The sequence below is a fragment of the Pantoea sp. FN0302 genome (genome assembly GCF_050113775.1).
Classification (GTDB): Bacteria; Pseudomonadota; Gammaproteobacteria; order Enterobacterales; family Enterobacteriaceae; genus Mixta; species Mixta alhagi.
Genome location: NZ_JBNJSM010000010.1, coordinates 1 through 22,348, shown reverse-complemented (window position 1 = coordinate 22,348; position 22,348 = coordinate 1). Strand labels below are relative to the sequence as shown.

The window sequence follows — 22,348 nt, the reverse complement described above, 5'->3', positions numbered from 1 at the left end:
ATGTTACAGATAGCAGACAAACAATTTTCTTCACGCCTGTTTACCGGCACCGGCAAGTTCGCCACGCCCGCGTTGATGCTGGAAGCGATTCGCGCCTCCGGCTCGCAGCTGGTGACCATGGCGATGAAACGTCTCGACTTACGCGGCGGCGACGATGGCATACTTGCCCCGTTGCAGGCACTGGGCGTACAGCTGCTGCCAAATACCTCGGGAGCGAAAACCGCAGAGGAAGCGATCTTTGCCGCCCGTCTGGCGCGCGAAGCGCTTGGCACCCACTGGCTGAAGCTGGAAATTCATCCCGATGCGCGCTATCTGCTGCCGGATGCGGTTGAGACGCTGAAAGCGGCGCAACAACTGGTCAGGGAAGGCTTTACCGTGCTGCCCTACTGCAGCGCCGATCCGGTATTGTGCAAAAGGCTGGAAGAAGTGGGATGCGCCGCGGTTATGCCGCTGGGCGCGCCTATCGGCAGCAACCAGGGATTAAAAACCCGCGATCTGCTGGCGATCATCATCGAACAGGCGAAAGTGCCGGTGGTTATTGATGCTGGTATCGGTGCGCCCAGTCATGCCAGTGAAGCGCTGGAAATGGGCGCGGATGCGGTGTTGGTAAATACAGCGATTGCCGTGGCACGTTCTCCGGTAGAAATGGCGCGGGCATTTCGTCTCGCTGTTGAAGCCGGACGCATCGCGCACCAAAGCGGCCTTGGCGCCAGCCAGCCACAGGCAGTGCCATCCAGTCCGCTGACTGCTTTTCTCAGTCAATCGGAGGGCGCGTAATGAAGGATTTTACTGAACGCTGGCGGCAGCTTGACTGGGATGATATTCGCCTGCGTATTCACAGCAAAACCGCCGCCGATGTGCAGCAGGCGCTAAACGCCTCGCGCCCGGATCGTGAAGATCTTATGGCATTGCTCTCTCCGGCGGCGGCGGCTTTTCTTGAGCCAATGGCGCAGAAAGCTCAACGCCTGACGCGTCAGCGGTTCGGCAATACGGTTAGTTTTTACGTGCCGCTTTATCTTTCGAATCTGTGCGCCAATGACTGTACCTATTGCGGTTTTTCAATGAGCAACCGCATTAAGCGTAAAACGCTTGATGCGGATGAGATCGAACGCGAATGTCAGGCGATCCGCGCCATGGGCTTTGATCATCTGCTGCTGGTTACTGGCGAGCATCAGACCAAAGTAGGCATTGAATACTTCCACCAGCATCTGCCGCAGATCCGACGGCATTTCAGTTCGCTGATGATGGAAGTGCAGCCGCTATCGGAAGCGGAATATGTGGGGCTGAAGCATATCGGACTGGATGGCGTGCTGGTTTATCAGGAAACCTACCAGCCCAAAATCTATCAGCAGCACCATCTGAAAGGAAACAAGCAGGACTTTTTCTTTCGGCTGGAAACGCCGGATCGGCTTGGCCGCGCCGGGATCGACAAGATCGGACTTGGCGCGCTGATTGGTCTTTCCGACAGCTGGCGAACTGACTGTTTTATGCTGGGGGAACATCTGCTGTGGTTACAAAAAACTTACTGGCAGAGCCGTTATTCCGTTTCTTTCCCACGCTTACGCCCCTGTGCTGGCGGTATTGAGCCTGCTTCGCTGATGAGCGAAGCCCAGCTGGTGCAGACCATCTGCGCTTTCCGCCTGTTTGCGCCGGAAGTAGAGCTTTCGCTGTCAACGCGGGAATCTCCTGCGTTTCGCGACCGAGTAGTACCGCTGGCCATCAACAGCATTAGCGCTTTCTCCAAAACACAGCCTGGCGGCTATGCCGAAAATAATCCGCAGCTGGAGCAATTTTCACCGGACGATCACCGTACCCCTCAGGAAGTGGCAGCGGCGCTTACGCAGGCAGGATTACAACCGGTATGGAAAGACTGGGACAGCTGGCTGGGACGCACGCCGCAATAAAGGGTAATGAATAAAGCGTTGCCGATCTTTTTTGGAAGGGATTATCCAGTACTGAACGGCTACGCTTTGCCGTGCTGGCTGGACGAATTACAGTGATGACGTCAGGCAATAACGTGCTGACCAGGGTCAGTTTTTTATTCACTCTGCTGACCCTGCCCTCCGCAACCCGGCAATGAGACCGGGTAATTACCGGCTGTTTTCGCTGTCGGTATAACCCGGCGTAGCCCATACCGAAGGCCAGTCTCCCGGTTCACCACCGTCGCAGCCCGGCTGACTGTTATAGCTCATCAAATGGAATATATTACCGTCATAGCGCCAGGCTGCGCTTTCGCCGCAATCAGCGATGCCTCGACCACGCGCAGCATGAAACAACTGACCGCTGTGCGGATCGTAGCTGGCTTCGGTAAACCAACTTACGCTATTGGGCTTGCCTTCCGCGTTATGTAACGGTAACGGTAGCACCAACTGCTGCGCTTTTTCAGGTGCGGCGCGCGGCGTAATAAACAGTACGCTGGAAGATTGATAGGCTCCCATGCCGCAGTTAATCATCACTAAAGCATGCTGCGCGTCCAGCGGTTGCGCCTCGCTGCGTGCGATATCTTCTTCAGCGGGTTCGCACTCTTCCCTTTTCAGTACCGGCTGCTGGCTGGCGATCACCTTTTGAAGCAGCGCCTGGGCGTTATTTAATGGCACAACAGGCGGCACAGGCGGTAATGAAGGCGCTACGGAGGCGCGCGACGGCACGCTCCCGGCTGGCTCAGTACCGGTTTTAAACAGCGCCGTTTGATTACCGAGACGCCCCTGCCGTTCATCAACAAACAGCAGCGCCGCATTCAGGCCGCTTAATGAACCGGTAATCTCATTATCGGACGTCAGGGAAATCGTCATGGCATTTTTAGCCGCTGTCACCAGCGCCTGAATATCGCTTAAGCTGTCGCTGTGTGCATTAGCGTAATCATTATTCGCATCAGCATCTGAAAGGCTTATGGCATGGTTCCACCGTTTTCCATCCAGCCAGACACCCTCCGCTTTCCTGGCATCAAAGCTCATAATATCCAGCGAGGCAGTACCTTCAGGCCCCGCCTGATGACGGATCACGATGCGCATATTTTCATCCACGTTGCGGATATCGCAGTCGTTAAGGTTGTTGCAGGTTACCTGCCACCCTTTAAAAAAACGCTGTACCGGCTCTCCCGGCGGCTCGGCGATAGCCATTGCGGTAGGTAGCCCACCAGACAGCATTAATAACAGCAGAGCCTTGCCAGATAAGTTCATGCCTGGATTCCCTTGATATGCAGTAAACAAATAGATAAGCACACTTCTACCTGTGCCCGATGGCCACAAAGTTTAGCGGTTACTCAACTAAGGCTTTAGAGCAGCATAATAGCCGATCGTATTCATATTCTTTATGACTATTCTCGCTGCGGCTTCCCGGCCGCTTCAGTAAATATATTCAGGCAGCTGACTAGATTATAACGCCTCATTTTCTACTTAATTTTCGCGTTTATTACTGATTTTACTAATTTTTTTGAGTAAAGCGCAGGTAAAGCGACTAAAGGAGATATGCTAACAGGGAGAGAAAATGGCTAATCGTGATAGCGTCATTGATGGGCAGTACGCACCTGTATCGGATAATGGGCTGGTCTACTCCGACGTTCCTGGCTGGATAGATTTAGGCCATGCCAGAGGAGATGATGTACGGTTTCTTTTAGACAATATGGATATCGGTGAGCATAGCCAAATTTTGAATCAGGTCTTGCAGAGATAGTGACAAATAATGGCACCCAGATAAACGTCTTAACCCGACCGAGAACATTTGATGTTAAAAGAACTCCATAGGATAGCGACCATTATTACCGGGCAAGTGGTGCACCGCTTATCTTGATTGGCATACTGAAAGAGCGACCTTATCATTCCTTGATGTCCCCGTTATGCATGGCGATATTATTCTTCCTCAGTAAATATCGTTTTTTTCACAACAGGTGAAAACAGGATCAGAAAAGCTTACATGTTTTTGGATTTCCATAAAAAAACCCTGCCGAAGCAGGGTTTTTTATTTATGGCTCTAACGGCGCTACGTCTGACGATTACTCGTCGTCGTTGCCACCGAGGCCGGCGTTCAGCAGCTCGGCCAGGCTGGCCGTTGCTTCTTCCGCGCTCACCTGAGGCGCCACGGTCGGCTCGCCAGACTGGCGACGACGCATACGATCCTGATGGTACGCGTAACCGGTACCAGCCGGGATCAGACGACCCACGATCACGTTCTCTTTCAGGCCGCGCAGTTCATCACGCTTGCCTGCTACTGCGGCTTCGGTCAGGACACGGGTGGTTTCCTGGAACGATGCTGCAGAGATAAACGATTCGGTTGCCAGTGACGCTTTGGTAATACCCAACAGATCGCGAGCGTAAGTTGCGCCCACTTTGCCATTGGTTTCCAGATCGCGGTTGGCAATCTTCACGCGTGAGTATTCTACCTGCTCGCCTTCCAGGAACTCGGAGCTGCCCGCGTTAGCGATGGTTGCTTTACGCAGCATCTGACGCACGATAACTTCGATATGTTTATCGTTAATCTTAACGCCCTGCAGACGGTATACGTCCTGCACTTCGTTAACGATATAACGGGTCACAGCCTGAACGCCACGCAGACGCAGAATGTCATGCGGTGATTCCGGACCATCGGAGATAACGTCACCACGTTCTACGCGCTCACCTTCAAACACGTTGAGCTGACGCCATTTCGGAATCATCTCTTCGTACGGATCGCTACCGTCGATCGGCGTGATCACCAGACGACGCTTGCCTTTGGTCTCTTTACCGAAGGAGACGATACCGCTGATTTCAGCCAGAATCGCAGGTTCTTTCGGACGACGCGCTTCAAACAGGTCAGCAACGCGCGGCAGACCACCGGTAATATCCTTAGTACCGCCAGATTCCTGCGGCACACGCGCCAGCGTATCACCAGAGCTGATCTTCACACCATCTTCCAGCTGAACAATCGCTTTGCCCGGCAGGAAGTACTGTGCCGGCATATCGGTGCCCGGGATCAGTACATCGTTACCGTTAGCATCAACGATTTTCAGTGCCGGACGCAGATCTTTACCACCTGTGGTACGTTCTGCGGTATCCAGTACCACCAGCGAAGACAGACCGGTCAGCTCGTCAGTTTGACGGGTAATGGTCTGGCCGTCGATCATATCGGTGAAACGGATGAAACCGCTCACTTCAGTGATAACCGGCATGGTGTGTGGATCCCAGTTCGCTACCGTTTCACCGGCATTGACCTGCTCACCGTCACCTTTCGCCATGGTCGCACCGTAAGGCACTTTATAGCTTTCTTTGGTGCGCCCGAATTCGTCGATCATTTTCAGTTCAACGTTACGGGAGGTAATAACCAGCTTGCCAGCGGAGTTGGTAACCGACTTGGCGTTGGTCAGCTTGATAGTACCTTTGTTCTTCACCTGGATGCTGGATTCAGCAGCCGCACGCGATGCCGCACCACCGATGTGGAAGGTACGCATCGTCAGCTGTGTACCCGGCTCACCGATTGACTGTGCCGCGATAACGCCGATAGCCTCACCGTTGTTGATGATGTGGCCACGCGCCAGGTCACGACCGTAGCAGTGTGCACACACACCGAAGTCGGTTTCACAGGCAACAACAGAGCGAACTTTAACGCTGTCGACAGAGTTCTGCTCCAGTACGTCACACCAGTGCTCATCAAGCAGAGTGTTACGTGATACCAGAATGTCAGCAGTGCCCGGCTTCAGTACGTCTTCTGCCGTTACACGGCCAAGAACGCGCTCACGCAGCGGCTCTTTAACGTCGCCACCTTCGATAACCGGCGTCATCATGATGCCTTCATGCGTACCACAGTCATCTTCGGTTACTACCAGGTCCTGCGCCACGTCAACCAGACGACGGGTCAGATAACCGGAGTTTGCCGTTTTCAGTGCGGTATCCGCCAGACCTTTACGCGCACCGTGTGTGGAGATGAAGTACTGGAGTACGTTCAGACCTTCACGGAAGTTCGCGGTGATCGGCGTTTCGATGATAGAGCCATCCGGCTTCGCCATCAGACCACGCATACCAGCCAGCTGACGAATCTGAGCGGCGGAACCACGCGCACCAGAGTCGGCCATCATAAAGATGCTGTTAAAGGAAACCTGTTTTTCCTCTTCGCCGTCACGGTTGATAACCGTTTCGGTAGAGAGGTTTTCCATCATCGCCTTAGCAACACGTTCGTTTGCCGCGGCCCAGATATCGATAACCTTGTTATAGCGCTCGCCAGCCGTTACCAGGCCAGACTGGAACTGTTCCTGAATCTCAGCCACTTCCGCTTCCGCTTCGGTGATGATTTCCACTTTCTTCGCCGGAATAACCATATCATCGATACCAACGGAAGCACCTGAACGGGCTGCGTAGGCAAAACCGGTGTACATGGTCTGGTCAGCAAAGATAACGGTCGGCTTCAGGCCCAGAATGCGGTAACAGGTGTTCAGCATTTTGGAGATCGCCTTTTTACCCAGCGCCTGGTTGACGATGGAGTACGGCAGACCTTGCGGTACGATCATCCACAGAATTGCACGGCCGATAGTGGTATCGATAATGCTGGTTTTCGGGATGAAATCGCCCTGCTCATTTTTTTCGTATTCAGTGATACGCACTTTAACGCGCGCATGCAGCTCGGCCAGGCCAGCGCGATAAACACGCTCAGCTTCTTTCGGGCCAGTCAGCACCATGCCTTCGCCTTTGGCGTTCACTTTGTCGCGGGTCATGTAGTACAGACCCAGTACAACGTCCTGAGACGGAACGATGATCGGTTCGCCGTTCGCCGGAGACAGAATGTTGTTGGTCGACATCATCAGCGCACGCGCTTCCAGCTGGGCTTCCAGCGTCAGCGGTACGTGAACAGCCATCTGGTCACCATCGAAGTCGGCGTTATATGCCGCACAAACCAGCGGATGCAGCTGGATAGCTTTACCTTCGATCAGAACCGGTTCAAAAGCCTGAATACCCAGACGGTGCAGCGTCGGCGCACGGTTCAGCAGAACCGGGTGCTCACGGATAACTTCATCCAGTATATCCCAAACTACCGCTTCTTCACGCTCAACCATTTTCTTGGCGGCTTTGATGGTGGTAGCAAGACCACGCAGCTCCAGCTTGCCGTAGATGAACGGTTTGAACAGTTCCAGCGCCATTTTCTTCGGCAGGCCGCACTGATGGAGACGCAGGTAAGGACCTACGGTAATAACGGAACGACCAGAGTAGTCGACGCGTTTACCCAGCAGGTTCTGACGGAAACGACCCTGCTTACCTTTGATCATGTCAGCCAGCGACTTCAGCGGACGCTTGTTGGAGCCAGTGATGGCGCGACCACGACGGCCGTTATCCAGCAGCGCATCTACCGCTTCCTGCAGCATACGTTTTTCGTTACGTACGATGATATCTGGCGCAGCCAGATCCAGCAGACGTTTCAAACGGTTGTTACGGTTAATGACGCGACGATAAAGATCGTTCAGGTCAGAAGTCGCAAAACGACCACCGTCCAGCGGAACCAGCGGACGCAGATCCGGCGGCAGAACCGGCAGCACGGTCAGGATCATCCACTCCGGCTTGTTGCCAGACTGCACGAACGCTTCCAGCAGTTTGATACGCTTGGTCAGCTTTTTACGCTTGGTCTCGGAGTTGGTTTCGTTCAGCTCTTCGCGCAGCTGCTCGCATTCCTGCTCCAGATCCATATTCTTCAGCAGCGCCTGGATCGCTTCCGCGCCCATCTTCGCATCGAATTCGTCGCCAAACTCTTCCAGCGCATCCAGATACTGCTCTTCAGTCAGGATCTGACGCTTCTCGAGGTTGGTCATACCGCCTTCAACCACCACATAGGATTCGAAGTACAGTACGCGTTCGATATCACGCAGCGGCATATCCAGCAGCAAACCGATACGGGACGGCAGAGACTTCAGGAACCAAATGTGCGCAGTCGGGGAAGCCAGCTCGATGTGGCCCATACGCTCACGGCGCACTTTAGTCTGGGTCACTTCAACGCCGCACTTCTCACAGATAACACCGCGGTGTTTCAGGCGCTTGTACTTACCGCACAGGCATTCATAGTCTTTTACCGGCCCGAAGATACGGGCGCAGAACAGACCATCACGCTCTGGCTTGAAGGTACGGTAGTTAATGGTTTCCGGCTTTTTCACTTCACCGAAAGACCAGGAACGGATCATGTCTGGCGAGGCCAGAGCAATTTTGATCGCATCAAACTCTTCGGTTTTAGTTTGCGCTTTCAGAAACTTAAGTAAGTCTTTCACGGATTAGCTCCCGTCGGAGTGAGACTTCTCAAGAAAGCCCGGGCAAGCCCGGACTCTCTTGTAACCAGTACGACTGCGAGTGCTACCTTGCGGTAATTACTCGTCTTCCAGCTCGATGTTGATACCCAGCGAGCGGATCTCTTTCAACAGTACGTTGAAGGATTCCGGCATGCCCGGTTCCATCTGATGGTTGCCGTCCACGATGTTTTTATACATTTTGGTACGACCGTTAACGTCATCAGACTTAACGGTAAGCATTTCTTGCAGCGTGTAGGCCGCGCCGTATGCTTCCAGCGCCCACACTTCCATCTCACCGAAGCGCTGACCACCGAACTGTGCCTTACCACCCAGCGGCTGCTGAGTAACCAGGCTATAAGAGCCGGTAGAACGTGCGTGCATCTTGTCATCAACCAGGTGGTTGAGTTTCAGCATGTACATGTAGCCAACGGTAACCGGACGCTCGAACTGCTCGCCAGTACGGCCATCAAACAGGGTGATCTGGCCAGAAGTCGGCAGATCGCCAAGCTGCAGCAGCTCTTTGATTTCGCTCTCTTTCGCGCCATCAAACACCGGCGTTGCGATCGGCATACCTTTTTTCAGGTTCTCTGCCAGGCGCAGCACTTCATCATCAGAGAAGGTGTTCAGATCAACACGCTGACGTACGTCGGCGCCCAGATCGTAAGCACGCTGGATAAACTCACGCAGCTTGGCGACTTCTTCCTGCTTCTTCAGCATCGCATTGATCTTGTCACCAATGCCTTTGGCAGCCATGCCCAGGTGCGTTTCCAGAATCTGACCGATGTTCATACGTGACGGTACGCCCAGCGGGTTCAGTACGATGTCGACCGGCGTACCGTTCTCATCGTAAGGCATATCTTCGATCGGGTTGATCTTGGAGATAACACCTTTGTTCCCGTGACGACCTGCCATCTTGTCACCAGGCTGGATCTGACGTTTAACGGCCAGATACACTTTAACGATTTTCAGCACGCCCGGTGCCAGGTCATCGCCCTGAGTGATTTTGCGGCGCTTCGCTTCAAGTTTTTTCTCAAACTCGTGCTTCAGCTCATCGTACTGCTCAGCCAGCTGCTCCAGCTGATTCTGTTTCTGCTCGTCGGTCAGGCCCAGCTCCAGCCAACGCTCACGCGGCAGCTTGTCCAGTTTTTCCGCTTCCACGCCGCCGGAAACCAGCACTGAGTGGATACGGGCAAACAGGCCGGCTTCGAGGATCTGCAGTTCTTCAGTCAGGTCTTTTTTCGCCTGCTTCAGCTGCATCTCTTCGATTTCCAACGCGCGCTTGTCTTTTTCCACGCCATCGCGGGTAAAGACCTGCACGTCGATAACGGTACCTGAAACGCCGTTTGGTACGCGCAGAGAAGAGTCTTTAACGTCAGACGCTTTCTCACCGAAGATCGCACGCAGCAGTTTCTCTTCTGGCGTCAGCTGGGTTTCACCTTTCGGCGTTACCTTACCAACCAGAATGTCGCCACCGGTCACTTCCGCACCGATATAAACGATACCGGATTCATCCAGCTTGGAGAGCGCAGCTTCACCCACGTTCGGGATATCAGCGGTGATCTCTTCAGGCCCCAGCTTGGTGTCACGCGACACGCAGGCCAGTTCCTGGATATGAATCGTGGTAAAACGATCTTCCTGTACTACGCGCTCGGAGACCAGAATGGAGTCTTCGAAGTTGTAGCCGTTCCACGGCATGAACGCTACGCGCATGTTCTGACCCAGCGCCAGTTCACCCAAGTCGGTGGACGGACCATCAGCCAGCACGTCGCCGCGCTCAACCGGCTCACCCAGAGAAACACACGGCATCTGGTTGATGCAGGTGTTCTGGTTAGAACGGGTATATTTAGTCAGGTTGTAGATGTCGATGCCGGCTTCGCCCGGATACATCTCTTCTTCGTTAACTTTGATAACGATACGAGAAGCATCAACATACTGTACGGTACCACCACGTTTCGCTACGGCGGTTACACCGGAGTCAACCGCTACCGCACGTTCCATACCGGTACCTACCAGCGGCTTATCAGCACGCAGAGTCGGAACCGCCTGACGTTGCATGTTCGCACCCATCAGGGCGCGGTTAGCATCATCGTGCTCCAGGAACGGGATCAGGGACGCACCGACAGAAACCACCTGCTGGGTGGAAACGTCCATGTAGTCAACCTGGTCGCGGCTGAACAGGCTCGATTCGCCTTTGCTACGGCAAGTCACCAGATCATCGACAAAATGACCCTCTTCATCGAGGTTGGTGTTCGCCTGAGCGATAACGTAGTTACCCTCTTCGATAGCAGAGAGGTAATGAATTTCGTCGGTGACCACGCCATCGATAACGCGACGGTACGGCGTTTCAAGGAAACCGTATTCGTTAGTCTGCGCATATACCGACAGGGAGTTGATCAGACCGATGTTCGGACCTTCCGGCGTTTCGATTGGACATACGCGACCATAGTGAGTCGGGTGTACGTCTCGCACTTCGAAGCCTGCACGCTCACGCGTCAAGCCGCCTGGGCCCAGGGCAGAGATACGACGCTTATGCGTGATCTCTGACAGCGGGTTGTTCTGGTCCATAAACTGAGACAGCTGGCTGGAACCAAAGAACTCTTTCACCGCCGCGGAGATCGGCTTAGCGTTAATCATATCCTGCGGCATCAGGGTATCGAGGTCGCCCAGAGAGAGACGCTCTTTCACCGCACGCTCAACGCGCACCAGACCTACGCGGAACTGGTTTTCGGCCATTTCGCCTACGGAGCGGATACGACGGTTGCCGAGGTGGTCGATATCGTCCACTTCGCCTTTACCGTTACGGATACCGATGAGCTTCTTCATGACTTCGATGATGTCATCTTTGCTCAGGATACCAGAGCCTTCGATTTCATCACGGCCGAGAGAGCGGTTGAACTTCATGCGGCCTACCGCAGAAAGGTCATAACGATCTTCGGAGAAGAACAGATTCTCAAACAAGTTTTCCGCAGCTTCACGCGTCGGCGGCTCGCCCGGACGCATCATGCGATAGATCTCAACCAGCGCGCTCAGGCGATCGTTGGTTGGGTCAACGCGCAGCGTTTCGGAGATATAGGCGCCGTGGTCAAGGTCGTTGGTAAACAGCGTTTCGATACGCTTATGACCCGCCTGGCTCAGCTTGGCCAGCAGATCCAGCGACAGCTCCATGTTAGCGGATACGATCAGCTCACCGGTGCTTTCGTCAACGTAGTCTTTAGCAACCACTTTGCCTGCAATGTACTCCACCGGCACTTCGATATGCTGGATACCATCTTTTTCCAGCTGACGAATATGACGCGCGGTAATACGACGGCCTTTTTCAACGTAGACCGTACCGTTCGATTCGATATCGAAAGAGGCAGTTTCGCCACGCAGACGCTCAGGCACCAGTTCCATCTGCAGCTTGTTGTCACGGATTTCAAACACCACTTTTTCGAAGAACAGATCGAGAATCTGCTCAGTGGTGAAGCTCAGTGCGCGCAGAATGATACTGGCCGGCAGCTTACGACGACGGTCAATACGGACGAACAGGTTGTCTTTCGGGTCAAACTCAAAGTCAAGCCATGAACCGCGGTAAGGGATGATACGTGCGTTATACAGCACTTTACCCGAAGAGTGGGTTTTACCCTTATCGCTGTCAAAGAATACGCCAGGACTACGATGCAGCTGAGAAACGATAACCCTTTCAGTACCGTTGATAACAAAGGTACCGTTTTCGGTCATGAGCGGAATTTCGCCCATGTAAACTTCTTGTTCTTTGATGTCTTTAACGGTGCCTTCCGGCGCTTCGCGCTCGTAGATCACCAGGCGCAGTTTAACGCGCAGCGGAGCAGAATATGTCACGCCACGGATCTGACACTCTTTCACATCAAATACAGGTTCGCCTAAGCGGTAGCTGACATACTGCAGCTCAGAGTTGCCGCTATAGCTCTGGATTGGGAATACGGAACGGAATGCAGCTTCCAGACCGTATTGGCCTTCCGGATCTTGCTCGATAAACTTCTGGAACGAGTCAAGCTGGATAGAAAGGAGATAAGGAATGTCCAGAACCTGTGGACGTTTCCCAAAATCCTTACGAATGCGTTTTTTCTCGGTATAGGAGTAAACCATAGGGTTCCTCAGCTAGCTGACAAGTCGACCCACTCTGTCCGTCCTGAAGGACAGTTCATGCAACACTATTTTGTTTGCCGGAAAGTACGAGAGACTTTCCGCAATACGTCTTTCTATCACTCTTAAATCATTTCATTGCTGTTGCATGGGCAGGGAACCCTGCAGGGAAGCAGTATATTAAGGCGTCGATAGAAAAAGATATTGAAGACGTTCAATGGACAAACAGTGCGAAACCCCATTGAAGCCCTGTAGCGCAAAAAGGCTGGTGACCAAAAAGTCACCAGCCATCAGCCTAAAAAGTCAGGCTGCAACCTGGAGGGTTGGCTTATTTAACTTCAACTTCAGCGCCAGCTTCTTCCAGGGATTTTTTCAGAGCTTCAGCGTCGTCTTTGCTGATGCCTTCTTTCAGCGCAGCCGGTGCAGACTCAACCAGATCTTTCGCTTCTTTCAGGCCCAGGCCAGTTGCGCCACGTACTGCTTTGATCACAGCAACTTTGTTAGCGCCAACAGCTTTCAGGACTACGTCGAACTCAGTTTTTTCTTCAACAGCTTCAGCCGGGCCAGCAGCAACAGCTACAGCAGCAGCAGCAGAAACGCCGAATTTTTCTTCCATAGCGGAAACCAGTTCAACCACTTCCATTACGGACATAGCGGCTACTGCTTCCAGAATTTGATCTTTAGTGATAGACATGACAATTGTTCCTAAGAATCAGAAAATAGTGTGTACGTAAAAGTGCGTAGTAAAAGAAGGCCTTAAGCGGCTTCTTTTGCATCGCGTACGGCAGCCAGAGTGCGGACCAGTTTGCCTGCAGCGGCTTCTTTCATGGTCGACATCAGACGTGCCAGTGCTTCTTCGTAGGTCGGCAGCGTTGCCAGACGGTCAATTTGTGCCGCCGGGATCAGCTCACCTTCAAAGGCTGCAGCTTTGACCTCAAATTTTGCATTCGCTTTCGCGAACTCTTTGAACAGACGAGCAGCAGCGCCCGGGTGTTCCATAGAGTATGCAATCAGGGTCGGACCAACAAACGTGTCTTTCAGGCACTCGAACTGAGTACCTTCTACGACGCGGCGCAGCAGGGTGTTACGAACAACACGCATGTAAACGCCAGCTTCACGACCTGCTTTACGCAGTTCAGTCATTTTATCAACGGTAACGCCACGAGAATCCGCAACTACCGCAGACAGCGCGCCTTTGGCTACTTCGCTGACTTCAGCAACAATCGCTTGTTTGTCTTGAAGATTTAATGCCATTAGCTTTTGCTCCTGGATTTTAGCCGGAGGAAAAATTCCACCGGAACTCACTTCACCTGGCGACCGGAAGGAAGCCAGGCGCTAAAACACGGTGAGCAGAATCCAGAAAATAAAAATATTCTTCAGGCTCTGTCACCGTCTACGCAGGAATATTAAGTTTCTTTCGAAACACCTGCGGTCTTGGACGGAGGCCTGGATAAGGCCAGGCTCCAACCGAAAATCTGTTGCCTTGCTTTTTCTTTGGCATCGTTACAGATGCTAAAAATAAAACTTCAGGCATGCGTTCTGTTTTAACAGAACAACGGGCGTAAGATTCTAGTAGAAACTTTCGCCCGCGTAAAGCGATTATTAATTCGCCACTGCAGTCAGACCAGACTGGTCGATGGCAACGCCAGCGCCCATGGTGGTAGACAGGCTAACTTTCTTGATGTACACGCCTTTCGCCTGAGACGGTTTTGCTTTTTTCAGCGCAACCAGCAGGGCTTCCAGGTTTTCTTTCAGTTTGTCAGCGTCGAAATCAACCTTACCGATAGTGGTATGGATGATGCCGTTTTTGTCATTGCGGTAACGAACCTGGCCAGCTTTAGCATTTTTAACTGCTTCAGCAACGTTCGGCGTAACCGTACCCACTTTCGGGTTCGGCATCAGGCCGCGCGGACCCAGAACCTGGCCCAGCTGGCCAACAACGCGCATTGCATCCGGAGATGCGATAACAACGTCAAAGTTCATTTCGCCTTTTTTGATCTGCTCAGCCAGATCTTCCATACCTACCAGCTCTGCGCCAGCTGCTTTCGCAGCTTCAGCGTTTGCGCCCTGGGTAAATACAGCAACGCGTACAGAGCGACCGGTACCGTGCGGCAGTACAGTTGCGCCACGCACGTTCTGATCGGATTTACGAGCGTCGATGCCGAGGTTTACAGCAACGTCAACGCTTTCAACGAATTTAGCGGTAGCCAGTTCTTTCAGCAGAGCAACAGCTTCGTTGATGTCATACTGTTTAGTCGCATCAACTTTGTCACGGATCACACGCATGCGCTTGGTCAGCTTAGCCATTTCTTAGTCCTCCACTACCAGGCCCATGGAACGAGCAGTACCTTCGATAGAGCGAGTCATCGCTTCTACGTCAGCACCAGTCATGTCCGCAGCTTTGGTTTCTGCGATTTCACGTACCTGAGCACGGGTTACTTTACCGACTTTGTCTTTGTTCGGCTTGCCAGAACCAGACTTGATACCCGCCGCTTTTTTCAGCAGCACAGCTGCCGGAGGCGTTTTGGTAACGAAGGTGAAAGAACGGTCAGAATAAACGGTAATAACAACCGGAATCGGCAGACCTTTTTCAATACTTTCTGTTTTGGCGTTAAACGCTTTACAGAATTCCATGATGTTAACGCCCTGCTGACCCAGAGCCGGACCTACTGGCGGACTCGGGTTAGCCATACCAGCTGCAACCTGCAGCTTGACGTAGGCTTGTACTTTCTTAGCCATGATATTTCCTCTTTTGGGTATAACGCCGTTTAAGGCTTCCCGTGATTAATCTTTCACATGGCATTAAAGCCACATAAAAACAAAAGGCGCGAAATTGTAGGGCAATTTCGCGCCTTCTGCAACCCTTAATCGAAAATTTCGATTGGGCAATTTAGCCTTTTTCGACCTGGCCGAAATCCAGCTCAACCGGTGTGGCACGGCCGAAAATAGAAACAGACACCTTCAGGCGGCTCTTCTCATAATCAACTTCTTCCACCACGCCGTTAAAGTCGGCAAACGGACCATCGTTAACGCGAACCATTTCACCTGGCTCAAACAGCGTCTTGGGACGGGGTTTGTCGCCAACCTGCTGCAGGCGGTTCATGATCGCATCAACTTCTTTATCGCTGATGGGTGCCGGGCGATCGGAAGTTCCGCCGATGAAACCCATAACACGCGGAACGCTGCGCACCAGGTGCCAGCTCGCGTCATTCATAACCATCTGCACCAGGACGTAACCCGGGAAGAATTTGCGCTCGCTTTTACGACGCTGGCCGCCACGGATTTCTACCACTTCTTCAGTGGGCACCATGACTTCGCCAAACAATTCTTCCATGTTGTGCAATTTGATATGCTCACGCAGCGACTGTGCTACGCGCGCTTCAAAACCGGAAAACGCCTGAACGACGTACCAGCGCTTTTTTGGAGCTTCAGACATCTCAGAACCTCAGGCCAGTGATAAACGATACCAGACGGACCAGAATACCATCCAGCCCCCACAAAATCAGTGACATCACGGCGGTAACCGCGGCAACGATTAACGTGGTATGCAGCGTTTCTTGACGCGTAGGCCAAATGACTTTGCGCACTTCGGTTCTGGCTTCACGAGCGAAAGCCAGCGTTGCTTTACCTTTCGTCGTTAACAGTGCGATACCGCCCGCCAACGCGATGAGAACAACAACAGCCAATGCGCGCAGCGGTAAGGTCACTTCGCGATAATAGAAGTTACCTACGATTGCTACGATCAGCAAAATGGCGACGACTACCCACTTTATTGCTTCCAGGCCGCGCCCGCTTCCTTGAGCTTCGGTATTAGCACTCATAAACCAACCTGCCACATAAATCAGAAACAATTTTGCCCCGCGCATGCGAGGCAGCCAAACCGAATGCAGCTGTTAAGGCGTAACTCGGTCGATCACGCCGTGCTACAGAGCCTGTCTCAGCAATGATTATGAGCGGAAAATCACTGATGAGCCAGGTTCTATGTTACAGCGTATAAAAAGGGCATCAAATGATGCCCTCTTCTTGTACGTTGCGTCAAATGTTATCGGCAATTAGCCCAGAACTTTAGCAACAACGCCCGCGCCTACGGTACGGCCGCCTTCACGGATTGCGAAACGCAGACCGTCGTCCATCGCGATCGGGTGGATCAGGGTAACAACCATTTTGATGTTGTCGCCCGGCATTACCATCTCAACGCCTTCCGGTAGTTCGATGGTGCCAGTCACGTCAGTAGTACGGAAGTAGAACTGAGGACGGTAGCCTTTGAAGAACGGAGTGTGACGGCCGCCTTCGTCTTTGGACAGAATATAAACTTCTGATTCGAACTGGGTGTGCGGCTTGATGGAGCCCGGCTTAGCCAGAACCTGACCACGCTCGATCTCTTCACGCTTGATACCACGCAGCAGAACACCAACGTTCTCACCAGCACGACCTTCGTCCAGCAGTTTGCGGAACATTTCAACGCCGGTACAGGTAGATTTCGCCGTATCTTTGATACCAACGATTTCAACTTCTTCACCAACTTTGATCACGCCACGCTCAACACGACCGGTAACAACGGTACCACGGCCAGAGATTGAGAATACGTCTTCGATCGGCAGCAGGAACGGCTTATCAATCGCACGCTCAGGTTCCGGGATGTAAGAATCCAGGTGACCAGCCAGCTCGATGATTTTCTCTTCCCACTCTGCTTCGCCTTCCAGCGCTTTCAGCGCGGAACCGCGAACGATCGGAGTGTCGTCGCCCGGGAAGTCATACTGTGACAGCAGGTCACGAACTTCCATTTCAACCAGTTCCAGCAGCTCTTCATCATCAACCATGTCACATTTGTTCAGGAACACGATGATGTAAGGAACGCCAACCTGACGACCCAGCAGGATGTGCTCACGGGTCTGCGGCATCGGGCCGTCAGTCGCAGCAACAACCAGGATAGCGCCGTCCATCTGAGCAGCACCGGTGATCATGTTTTTCACATAGTCGGCGTGGCCCGGGCAGTCAACGTGCGCGTAGTGGCGAGACGGGGTGTCATATTCAACGTGAGAGGTGTTGATGGTGATACCACGAGCTTTTTCTTCCGGCGCGTTATCGATCTGATCGAATGCACGCGCTGCACCGCCGTAGGTTTTCGCCAGAACGGTAGTGATAGCTGCAGTCAGGGTAGTTTTACCGTGGTCAACGTGGCCGATAGTACCGACGTTGACGTGCGGTTTTGAACGTTCAAATTTTTCTTTAGACATCGATTGTCCCTCTAAGACACGGTTAAATCGGTGATATCACCACATCAACCAGGCATCGCCTGTGCTGTTGAATTTTTTGTACAGGAAGAATCAGGGAGGGAGATAAAGAAGTGGTGCTGATACCCAGAGTCGAACTGGGGACCTCACCCTTACCAAGGGTGCGCTCTACCAACTGAGCCATATCAGCACATCTGGAGCGGGCAGCGGGAATCGAACCCGCATCATCAGCTTGGAAGGCTGAGGTAATAGCCATTATACGATGCCCGCAACCTGGAACTCGGCTACCTGTTCTTTCTGTAGCAAATGAATAATAAGTTAAGGATGCTTATTATTCGAGCTTCGAGCCAACTTGCGTTGCCTGCTGACTCTGACTGTGCTTGAGCTCAGTCTGAATATGGTGGTGGGAGAAGGATTACTCGTCGCTTCGCTCCTCACCCTTCGGGCCACGCTGCGCGTGTTGTCTCGCGCTGCTCGACTCGAACCTTAACGAAGGTTTTCACCTTCTCCAAACCGAAAACCTTTAGGCGGTTCAGTTTGGTTTAGCTCTGTTGCCAAAGCTTAAATATGGTGGTGGGAGAAGGATTCGAACCTTCGAAGTCTGTGACGGCAGATTTACAGTCTGCTCCCTTTGGCCGCTCGGGAATCCCACCTGATACTTGATGGTGCCGGCTACCGGAATCGAACTGGTGACCTACTGATTACAAGTCAGTTGCTCTACCTACTGAGCTAAGCCGGCATCAAGTGAGGCGCATTCTAGGAAGACCGGCTGCGGTATGCAACAAAAAAATTGCGATAAATGTTCTATCGGTCACTATTTGTGCAATTCTTCGCAAATTTACGTTTTTTTGAAGAAAAAACAACCATTCCTACTGTGGGATCTGGGTTATCAAAGCGTGATTTTTACTTATAACGCTATTCTTTTGCGTGAAAATATTGGCTGCCGGATAACTTTTTTTCTCTTCAGTGGTGCTAAATTGCCCACCTGATTATGGTCAGCGCTACAGATAAAGCATGCAAAATTTTCTTTTGTGACACACATCACATATTAATGGGTGGCGATTAAACCCACTGGATTATATAGCCTGTTTATCACCTGAAGGAGAATTGAAGTTTTATCTAAACCTCCCTTACTTCCTGCTGCTTGTTAATAACAAATTTGCGAGGATCGTTCTGATTACCTTTAGCAATCCATTTTTTTCCTTCTTTTTCTCCTGTTACTGGTGTTAACCTCCTGCGCATTGTTTTCTGAAATTACCTCCAGGGCACAGGAAGATGGCTATGCTTACCTGTTGCCATTCGGTAAATATCTGCTGGCAGAAGCATGCTTATGAGTAATAAAGAGTCCTCATTTACCACCCCGTATCTGACATTCAGTCGCCAACAATGGGCTGCGTTGCGTGATTCTGTTCCGATGACATTATCAGAGGATGAGATCGCTCGTCTGAAAGGCATTAATGAAGATCTTTCACTGGAAGAGGTAGCTGAAATCTATCTGCCTTTGTCCCGTCTGCTGAATTTCTATATTAATTCTAATTTGCGTCGTCAGGCAGTGCTGGAACAGTTTTTAGGTACCAGCGGGCAAAAGATCCCGTATATCATCAGCATTGCAGGTAGCGTAGCCGTAGGTAAAAGCACTACTGCGCGCGTTTTACAGGCGTTGCTAAGCCGCTGGCCTGAACATCGCCGCGTCGAATTAATTACCACCGATGGTTTTCTTCATCCGAACGCCGTATTAAAAGAACGCGACCTGATGAAGAAAAAAGGCTTTCCGCAGTCTTATGATATGCACCGCCTGGTCAATTTTGTTGCTGACCTGAAATCGGGGGCAACTGAAGTAACGGCGCCGGTTTATTCTCACTTGATTTATGATGTCATCCCTGACGGCGATAAAATCGTACAGCAGCCCGATATTTTAATCCTGGAAGGATTAAACGTGCTGCAAAGCGGGATGGATTATCCTCACGATCCGCATCACGTATTTGTTTCTGATTTTGTTGATTTTTCTATTTACGTCGATGCGCCTGAAGAGCTGCTGGAAGACTGGTATATCAACAGGTTTCTGAAGTTTCGCAAAGGGGCCTTTACCGATCCCGACTCTTATTTTCATCACTACGCACAGCTGTCCGAAGAGGAAGCCGTTAATATCGCAACCCAACTATGGAGAGAGATTAACTGGCGTAACCTGAAGGAAAATATTTTACCCACGCGTGAGCGTGCCAGCCTAATCCTGAGCAAAAGTGCTAACCACGCTGTTGAACAGGTGCGGTTACGTAAATAAGGCTGAATAGTGCTTCTGAGAGGCTATCCGCATCTTCAGAAGCACTCTGTCGATAAAGTAAGCCGTCAGTTCTGTGGTCGCAAGGATATTTCGCCGCCTACCCAGGATTTTATTACGCCATCCTGTTCAAGCAGTAACCCACCTTGTTGATCAATACCGCGAGCGATGCCCAATACTTCACGATCGCCAATCAATAACTTAACCGGTCTGTTAATAAAGTTATCCAGCCGCTGCCAGCGAGAAAGAAAAGGTGCTAATCCTTCCCGTTCGAAATCACGCAGGCTATGACGCAATTGATTTACTAACAGGCTTACAAGTTCGTTGCGGTTGATAGCAATACCCGCCTCTTGCAGGTTAATCCAGCCCTGGTTTACTACCGTGGCATCAGGGGTACGCATTTTCAAATTGATGCCTGCGCCAAATACGATTTGTGCGGCATCGCCTGTTTTCCCGATCATTTCGACCAGGATGCCAGCCAGCTTTCGATCGTTCAGATAAAGATCGTTCGGCCACTTTACTCTTACGCCTTCAGCACCCAGCCGCTGCAATACTTCAGCAATGACAATACCGATAACCAGGCTTAAGCCCATTGCCGCAGCTGGCCCCTGTTCAAGACGCCAGTACATTGAGAGATAGAGATTAGCGCCGAAAGGAGAAAACCATTGACGGCCACGGCGTCCACGCCCTGCATGTTGATATTCAGCCACGCAGGCATCGCCCGTTTTTAGCGATCCCATGCGTTCCAGCAGATACTGGTTAGTGGAGTCTATAACGGGTATTACCGCCAGTCCCTGTTGTTCCAGGTTGCGGTTAATTTCCGCTTCGTCCAGTAACTGTACAGGAGCAGGCAAACAATAGCCCTTTCCTGTCACGGTAAAGACATCCAGCCCCCACTCCTTTAAAGTCTGGATATGTTTGTTTATTGCAGCGCGGCTCATACCGAGCTTTTCGCCAATTTGTTCACCTGAATGGAATTCGCCATCAGCCAGGATAGAAACTAATTTTAACGGTACGCTGTTATCTTTCATGAAATAACCTCAACGGCATTTTTTTCTCCGTCAGCGCCAATAAAACGCACTTCCGGCTCCAGCCAGACGTTAAATTTTTGCCCCACACGCTGTCTGATTTCACGGGCTAATGCGACAACATCTTCTGCACTTGCCTCTTCCGCATTGATTAATACCAGTGCCTGCTGCTGATGTACGGCCGCTCCGCCAATGCGATAACCTTTTAACTGGCACTGATCAATAAGCCAGCCAGCAGCCAGCTTAACTTCACCGTTACTTTGCGGATAATGGGGAGCATGCGGGACAGTTGCCAGTAATGCTGTAGCCTGCTCTGCAGTAACCACAGGATTTTTAAAGAAGCTGCCAGCGTTTCCGGTTAACGCCGGATCGGGCAATTTACTGCGACGCATATGACAAACAGAATCAAAAATCTGCTGAGGAGTGACGGTTGCGGGATCGAGCTTAGCCAGATCGCCATAGCTCATTACAGGTTGCCATTGCCTGGGTAAGCTAAAACCAACGCGGGTAATCGCATAACCGTTCTGTAGCCGATGCTTGAAGATACTATCGCGATAGCCAAACTCACATTCTGCTGCCGTCAGCCGATGAATCTGGCCGCTTTCCAGTTCAAGAACTTCAACCCACTCGCAAACATCCTTTATCTCGACACCATAGGCACCAATATTTTGAATAGGCGAAGAGCCAACGCAGCCGGGTATTAAAGCAAGGTTTTCCAGTCCGGCGATGTTTTGCTGTAATGTGTAAGCGACCAGAGCATGCCAGTTTTCACCAGCTCCTGCCTGTAGATGCCAGTGCTTATCACTTTCAGTAATAGTAATGCCTTTAATACGGTTTATTACAACTATGCCGCTGAAAGCTTGCAGAAACAGGACATTACTACCCTCACCTAATAATAAGAAGGGCAAATCGCGCTGATGACACTCACGCCAGGCTGCAAGAATATCTTGCGGCGTTTCTGCGTATACAACTTTTTCTGCGCCTGTTTCAATGGCAAAGGTATGTAGTTTTTTAAGTGAGAATGCAGGACTGGACATGAAGCGGCCTTTTCCGATTAACTGCGCTCAGTTTAACCGATCGATACAGTAGGAAGAAAATTTTATCCTGTGGATCGGCAAGGCATGTTCGTTAATAAGCCTGACAGTGAAAAAACTAAAGACAGGGCGCTGACGGCAATAAATATTATCAAGCCTGGTCAACTTAAAAGCAGAAGGGAATGAAAATTAGTCGCAGAGCAGGATCTGCAGGTGGGCACTGACGATATTCTAGCCACGAAAACGGGGTTTTTTACCGATCGTCAGACACGAAAAAGCCTCAGCTTTCGCTGAGGCTCCGTCGCTGTTTTGATGCCTGGCAGTTCCCTACTCTCGCATGGGGAGGCCCCACACTACCATCGGCGCTGCGGCGTTTCACTTCTGAGTTCGGCATGGGGTCAGGTGGGACCACCGCGCTCTCGCCGCCAGGCAAATTC

The 22,348-nt window shown here is 51.8% G+C and carries 16 protein-coding genes, 4 tRNA genes, 1 rRNA gene and 1 other RNA gene; 4 read left to right on the top strand and 18 right to left on the bottom strand.

Features of this window, described 5'->3' with window-relative positions; translation table 11 throughout:
• Both ACQE32_RS19555 and thiH read left to right on the top strand, forming a co-directional pair.
• Complete coding sequence (locus tag ACQE32_RS19555) at positions 1 to 777, top strand: thiazole synthase (protein ID WP_427022294.1); 777 nt, start codon at positions 1 to 3, stop codon at positions 775 to 777.
• The gene (thiH, locus tag ACQE32_RS19550; RefSeq protein WP_426982370.1) at positions 777 to 1,904 is read left to right on the top strand and encodes a 2-iminoacetate synthase ThiH; all 1,128 of its coding nucleotides are present in this window, start codon (positions 777 to 779) and stop codon (positions 1,902 to 1,904) included. The genes ACQE32_RS19555 and thiH overlap by 1 nt, the downstream gene beginning before the upstream one ends.
• Positions 1,905 to 2,090: 186 nt before the next feature.
• On the opposite strand, the gene ACQE32_RS19545 is transcribed toward thiH, so the two are convergent.
• The gene (locus ACQE32_RS19545; RefSeq protein ID WP_426982371.1) at positions 2,091 to 3,179 is read right to left on the bottom strand and encodes a DUF1176 domain-containing protein; all 1,089 of its coding nucleotides are present in this window, start codon (positions 3,177 to 3,179) and stop codon (positions 2,091 to 2,093) included.
• Positions 3,180 to 3,486: 307 nt separating this feature from the next.
• On the opposite strand from ACQE32_RS19545, the gene ACQE32_RS19540 reads away from it, so the two are divergent.
• On the top strand, positions 3,487 to 3,672 hold the full coding sequence (locus ACQE32_RS19540; protein WP_426982372.1) for a hypothetical protein: 186 nt from the start codon (positions 3,487 to 3,489) through the stop codon (positions 3,670 to 3,672).
• Between the two features lie 319 nt (positions 3,673 to 3,991).
• Here the strand turns inward: ACQE32_RS19540 and rpoC are convergent, their stop codons facing one another.
• From rpoC to ACQE32_RS19470, 14 genes are all read right to left on the bottom strand, one after another.
• Positions 3,992 to 8,215, bottom strand: a complete 4,224-nt coding sequence (gene rpoC / locus ACQE32_RS19535) for a DNA-directed RNA polymerase subunit beta' (RefSeq protein ID WP_426982373.1) — start codon at positions 8,213 to 8,215, stop codon at positions 3,992 to 3,994.
• 96 nt (positions 8,216 to 8,311) lie between these two features.
• Positions 8,312 to 12,340, bottom strand: coding sequence for a DNA-directed RNA polymerase subunit beta (gene rpoB / locus ACQE32_RS19530; protein ID WP_426982374.1), 4,029 nt, complete (start codon positions 12,338 to 12,340; stop codon positions 8,312 to 8,314).
• Between the two features lie 325 nt (positions 12,341 to 12,665).
• Positions 12,666 to 13,031 carry a 50S ribosomal protein L7/L12 gene (gene rplL / locus ACQE32_RS19525; RefSeq protein ID WP_038629792.1) on the bottom strand — a complete coding sequence of 122 codons (366 nt, stop codon included), beginning with the start codon at positions 13,029 to 13,031 and terminating at the stop codon, positions 12,666 to 12,668.
• A gap of 62 nt (positions 13,032 to 13,093) precedes the next feature.
• Positions 13,094 to 13,591, bottom strand: coding sequence for a 50S ribosomal protein L10 (gene rplJ, locus ACQE32_RS19520; protein ID WP_012772934.1), 498 nt, complete (start codon positions 13,589 to 13,591; stop codon positions 13,094 to 13,096).
• A gap of 348 nt (positions 13,592 to 13,939) precedes the next feature.
• Positions 13,940 to 14,644, bottom strand: a complete 705-nt coding sequence (rplA, locus tag ACQE32_RS19515; RefSeq protein WP_250651102.1) for a 50S ribosomal protein L1 — start codon at positions 14,642 to 14,644, stop codon at positions 13,940 to 13,942.
• Positions 14,645 to 14,647: 3 nt separating this feature from the next.
• Positions 14,648 to 15,076, bottom strand: coding sequence for a 50S ribosomal protein L11 (gene rplK, locus ACQE32_RS19510; RefSeq protein WP_085069544.1), 429 nt, complete (start codon positions 15,074 to 15,076; stop codon positions 14,648 to 14,650).
• Between the two features lie 151 nt (positions 15,077 to 15,227).
• Positions 15,228 to 15,773, bottom strand: a complete 546-nt coding sequence (gene nusG / locus ACQE32_RS19505) for a transcription termination/antitermination protein NusG (RefSeq protein ID WP_085069543.1) — start codon at positions 15,771 to 15,773, stop codon at positions 15,228 to 15,230.
• A gap of 1 nt (position 15,774) precedes the next feature.
• On the bottom strand, positions 15,775 to 16,158 hold the full coding sequence (gene secE, locus ACQE32_RS19500) for a preprotein translocase subunit SecE (RefSeq protein ID WP_085072266.1): 384 nt from the start codon (positions 16,156 to 16,158) through the stop codon (positions 15,775 to 15,777).
• A 231-nt stretch (positions 16,159 to 16,389) separates the two neighbouring features.
• A complete protein-coding gene (gene tuf, locus ACQE32_RS19495) occupies positions 16,390 to 17,574 on the bottom strand; it encodes an elongation factor Tu (RefSeq protein ID WP_427022293.1) in 1,185 nt (394 codons plus the stop codon).
• A 111-nt stretch (positions 17,575 to 17,685) separates the two neighbouring features.
• A tRNA-Thr gene (locus ACQE32_RS19490) sits at positions 17,686 to 17,761 on the bottom strand.
• Positions 17,762 to 17,766: 5 nt separating this feature from the next.
• Positions 17,767 to 17,841: transfer RNA gene (locus ACQE32_RS19485), tRNA-Gly, on the bottom strand.
• A gap of 128 nt (positions 17,842 to 17,969) precedes the next feature.
• A non-coding RNA gene (locus tag ACQE32_RS19480) (RtT sRNA) lies at positions 17,970 to 18,094 on the bottom strand.
• A 45-nt stretch (positions 18,095 to 18,139) separates the two neighbouring features.
• Positions 18,140 to 18,224 (bottom strand) — tRNA-Tyr (locus tag ACQE32_RS19475).
• Between the two features lie 10 nt (positions 18,225 to 18,234).
• Positions 18,235 to 18,310 (bottom strand) — tRNA-Thr (locus ACQE32_RS19470).
• Between the two features lie 591 nt (positions 18,311 to 18,901).
• Between ACQE32_RS19470 and coaA the strand changes: the two genes are divergently transcribed.
• The gene (coaA, locus tag ACQE32_RS19465; protein WP_427022292.1) at positions 18,902 to 19,852 is read left to right on the top strand and encodes a type I pantothenate kinase; all 951 of its coding nucleotides are present in this window, start codon (positions 18,902 to 18,904) and stop codon (positions 19,850 to 19,852) included.
• Between the two features lie 65 nt (positions 19,853 to 19,917).
• On the opposite strand, the gene birA is transcribed toward coaA, so the two are convergent.
• The 3 genes from birA to rrf all read right to left on the bottom strand — a co-directional run bounded on the left by birA (position 19,918) and on the right by rrf (position 22,341).
• Positions 19,918 to 20,880: a bifunctional biotin--[acetyl-CoA-carboxylase] ligase/biotin operon repressor BirA gene (gene birA / locus ACQE32_RS19460; RefSeq protein WP_427022291.1), complete on the bottom strand. Its 963-nt coding sequence runs from the start codon at positions 20,878 to 20,880 to the stop codon at positions 19,918 to 19,920.
• Positions 20,877 to 21,914, bottom strand: coding sequence for a UDP-N-acetylmuramate dehydrogenase (gene murB, locus ACQE32_RS19455; RefSeq protein WP_427022290.1), 1,038 nt, complete (start codon positions 21,912 to 21,914; stop codon positions 20,877 to 20,879). Before murB ends, birA begins: the two co-directional genes overlap by 4 nt.
• Positions 21,915 to 22,225: 311 nt before the next feature.
• A 5S ribosomal RNA gene (gene rrf, locus ACQE32_RS19450) occupies positions 22,226 to 22,341 on the bottom strand.
• Between the last annotated feature and the right edge of the window lie 7 nt (positions 22,342 to 22,348).

Bases quoted from the DNA above. Each gene is read 5' to 3' on its own strand.
- rplJ (WP_012772934.1), bottom strand. From the start codon at position 13,591: ATGGCATTAAATCTTCAAGACAAACAAGCGATTGTTGCTGAAGTCAGC.
- coaA (WP_427022292.1), top strand. From the start codon at position 18,902: ATGAGTAATAAAGAGTCCTCATTTACCACCCCGTATCTGACATTCAGT.
- ACQE32_RS19545 (WP_426982371.1), bottom strand. From the start codon at position 3,179: ATGAACTTATCTGGCAAGGCTCTGCTGTTATTAATGCTGTCTGGTGGG.
- ACQE32_RS19540 (WP_426982372.1), top strand. From the start codon at position 3,487: ATGGCTAATCGTGATAGCGTCATTGATGGGCAGTACGCACCTGTATCG.
- murB (WP_427022290.1), bottom strand. From the start codon at position 21,914: ATGTCCAGTCCTGCATTCTCACTTAAAAAACTACATACCTTTGCCATT.
- birA (WP_427022291.1), bottom strand. From the start codon at position 20,880: ATGAAAGATAACAGCGTACCGTTAAAATTAGTTTCTATCCTGGCTGAT.
- rpoB (WP_426982374.1), bottom strand. From the start codon at position 12,340: ATGGTTTACTCCTATACCGAGAAAAAACGCATTCGTAAGGATTTTGGG.
- rplA (WP_250651102.1), bottom strand. From the start codon at position 14,644: ATGGCTAAGCTGACCAAGCGCATGCGTGTGATCCGTGACAAAGTTGAT.
- rplL (WP_038629792.1), bottom strand. From the start codon at position 13,031: ATGTCTATCACTAAAGATCAAATTCTGGAAGCAGTAGCCGCTATGTCC.
- tuf (WP_427022293.1), bottom strand. From the start codon at position 17,574: ATGTCTAAAGAAAAATTTGAACGTTCAAAACCGCACGTCAACGTCGGT.
- rplK (WP_085069544.1), bottom strand. From the start codon at position 15,076: ATGGCTAAGAAAGTACAAGCCTACGTCAAGCTGCAGGTTGCAGCTGGT.
- secE (WP_085072266.1), bottom strand. From the start codon at position 16,158: ATGAGTGCTAATACCGAAGCTCAAGGAAGCGGGCGCGGCCTGGAAGCA.
- thiH (WP_426982370.1), top strand. From the start codon at position 777: ATGAAGGATTTTACTGAACGCTGGCGGCAGCTTGACTGGGATGATATT.
- ACQE32_RS19555 (WP_427022294.1), top strand. From the start codon at position 1: ATGTTACAGATAGCAGACAAACAATTTTCTTCACGCCTGTTTACCGGC.
- nusG (WP_085069543.1), bottom strand. From the start codon at position 15,773: ATGTCTGAAGCTCCAAAAAAGCGCTGGTACGTCGTTCAGGCGTTTTCC.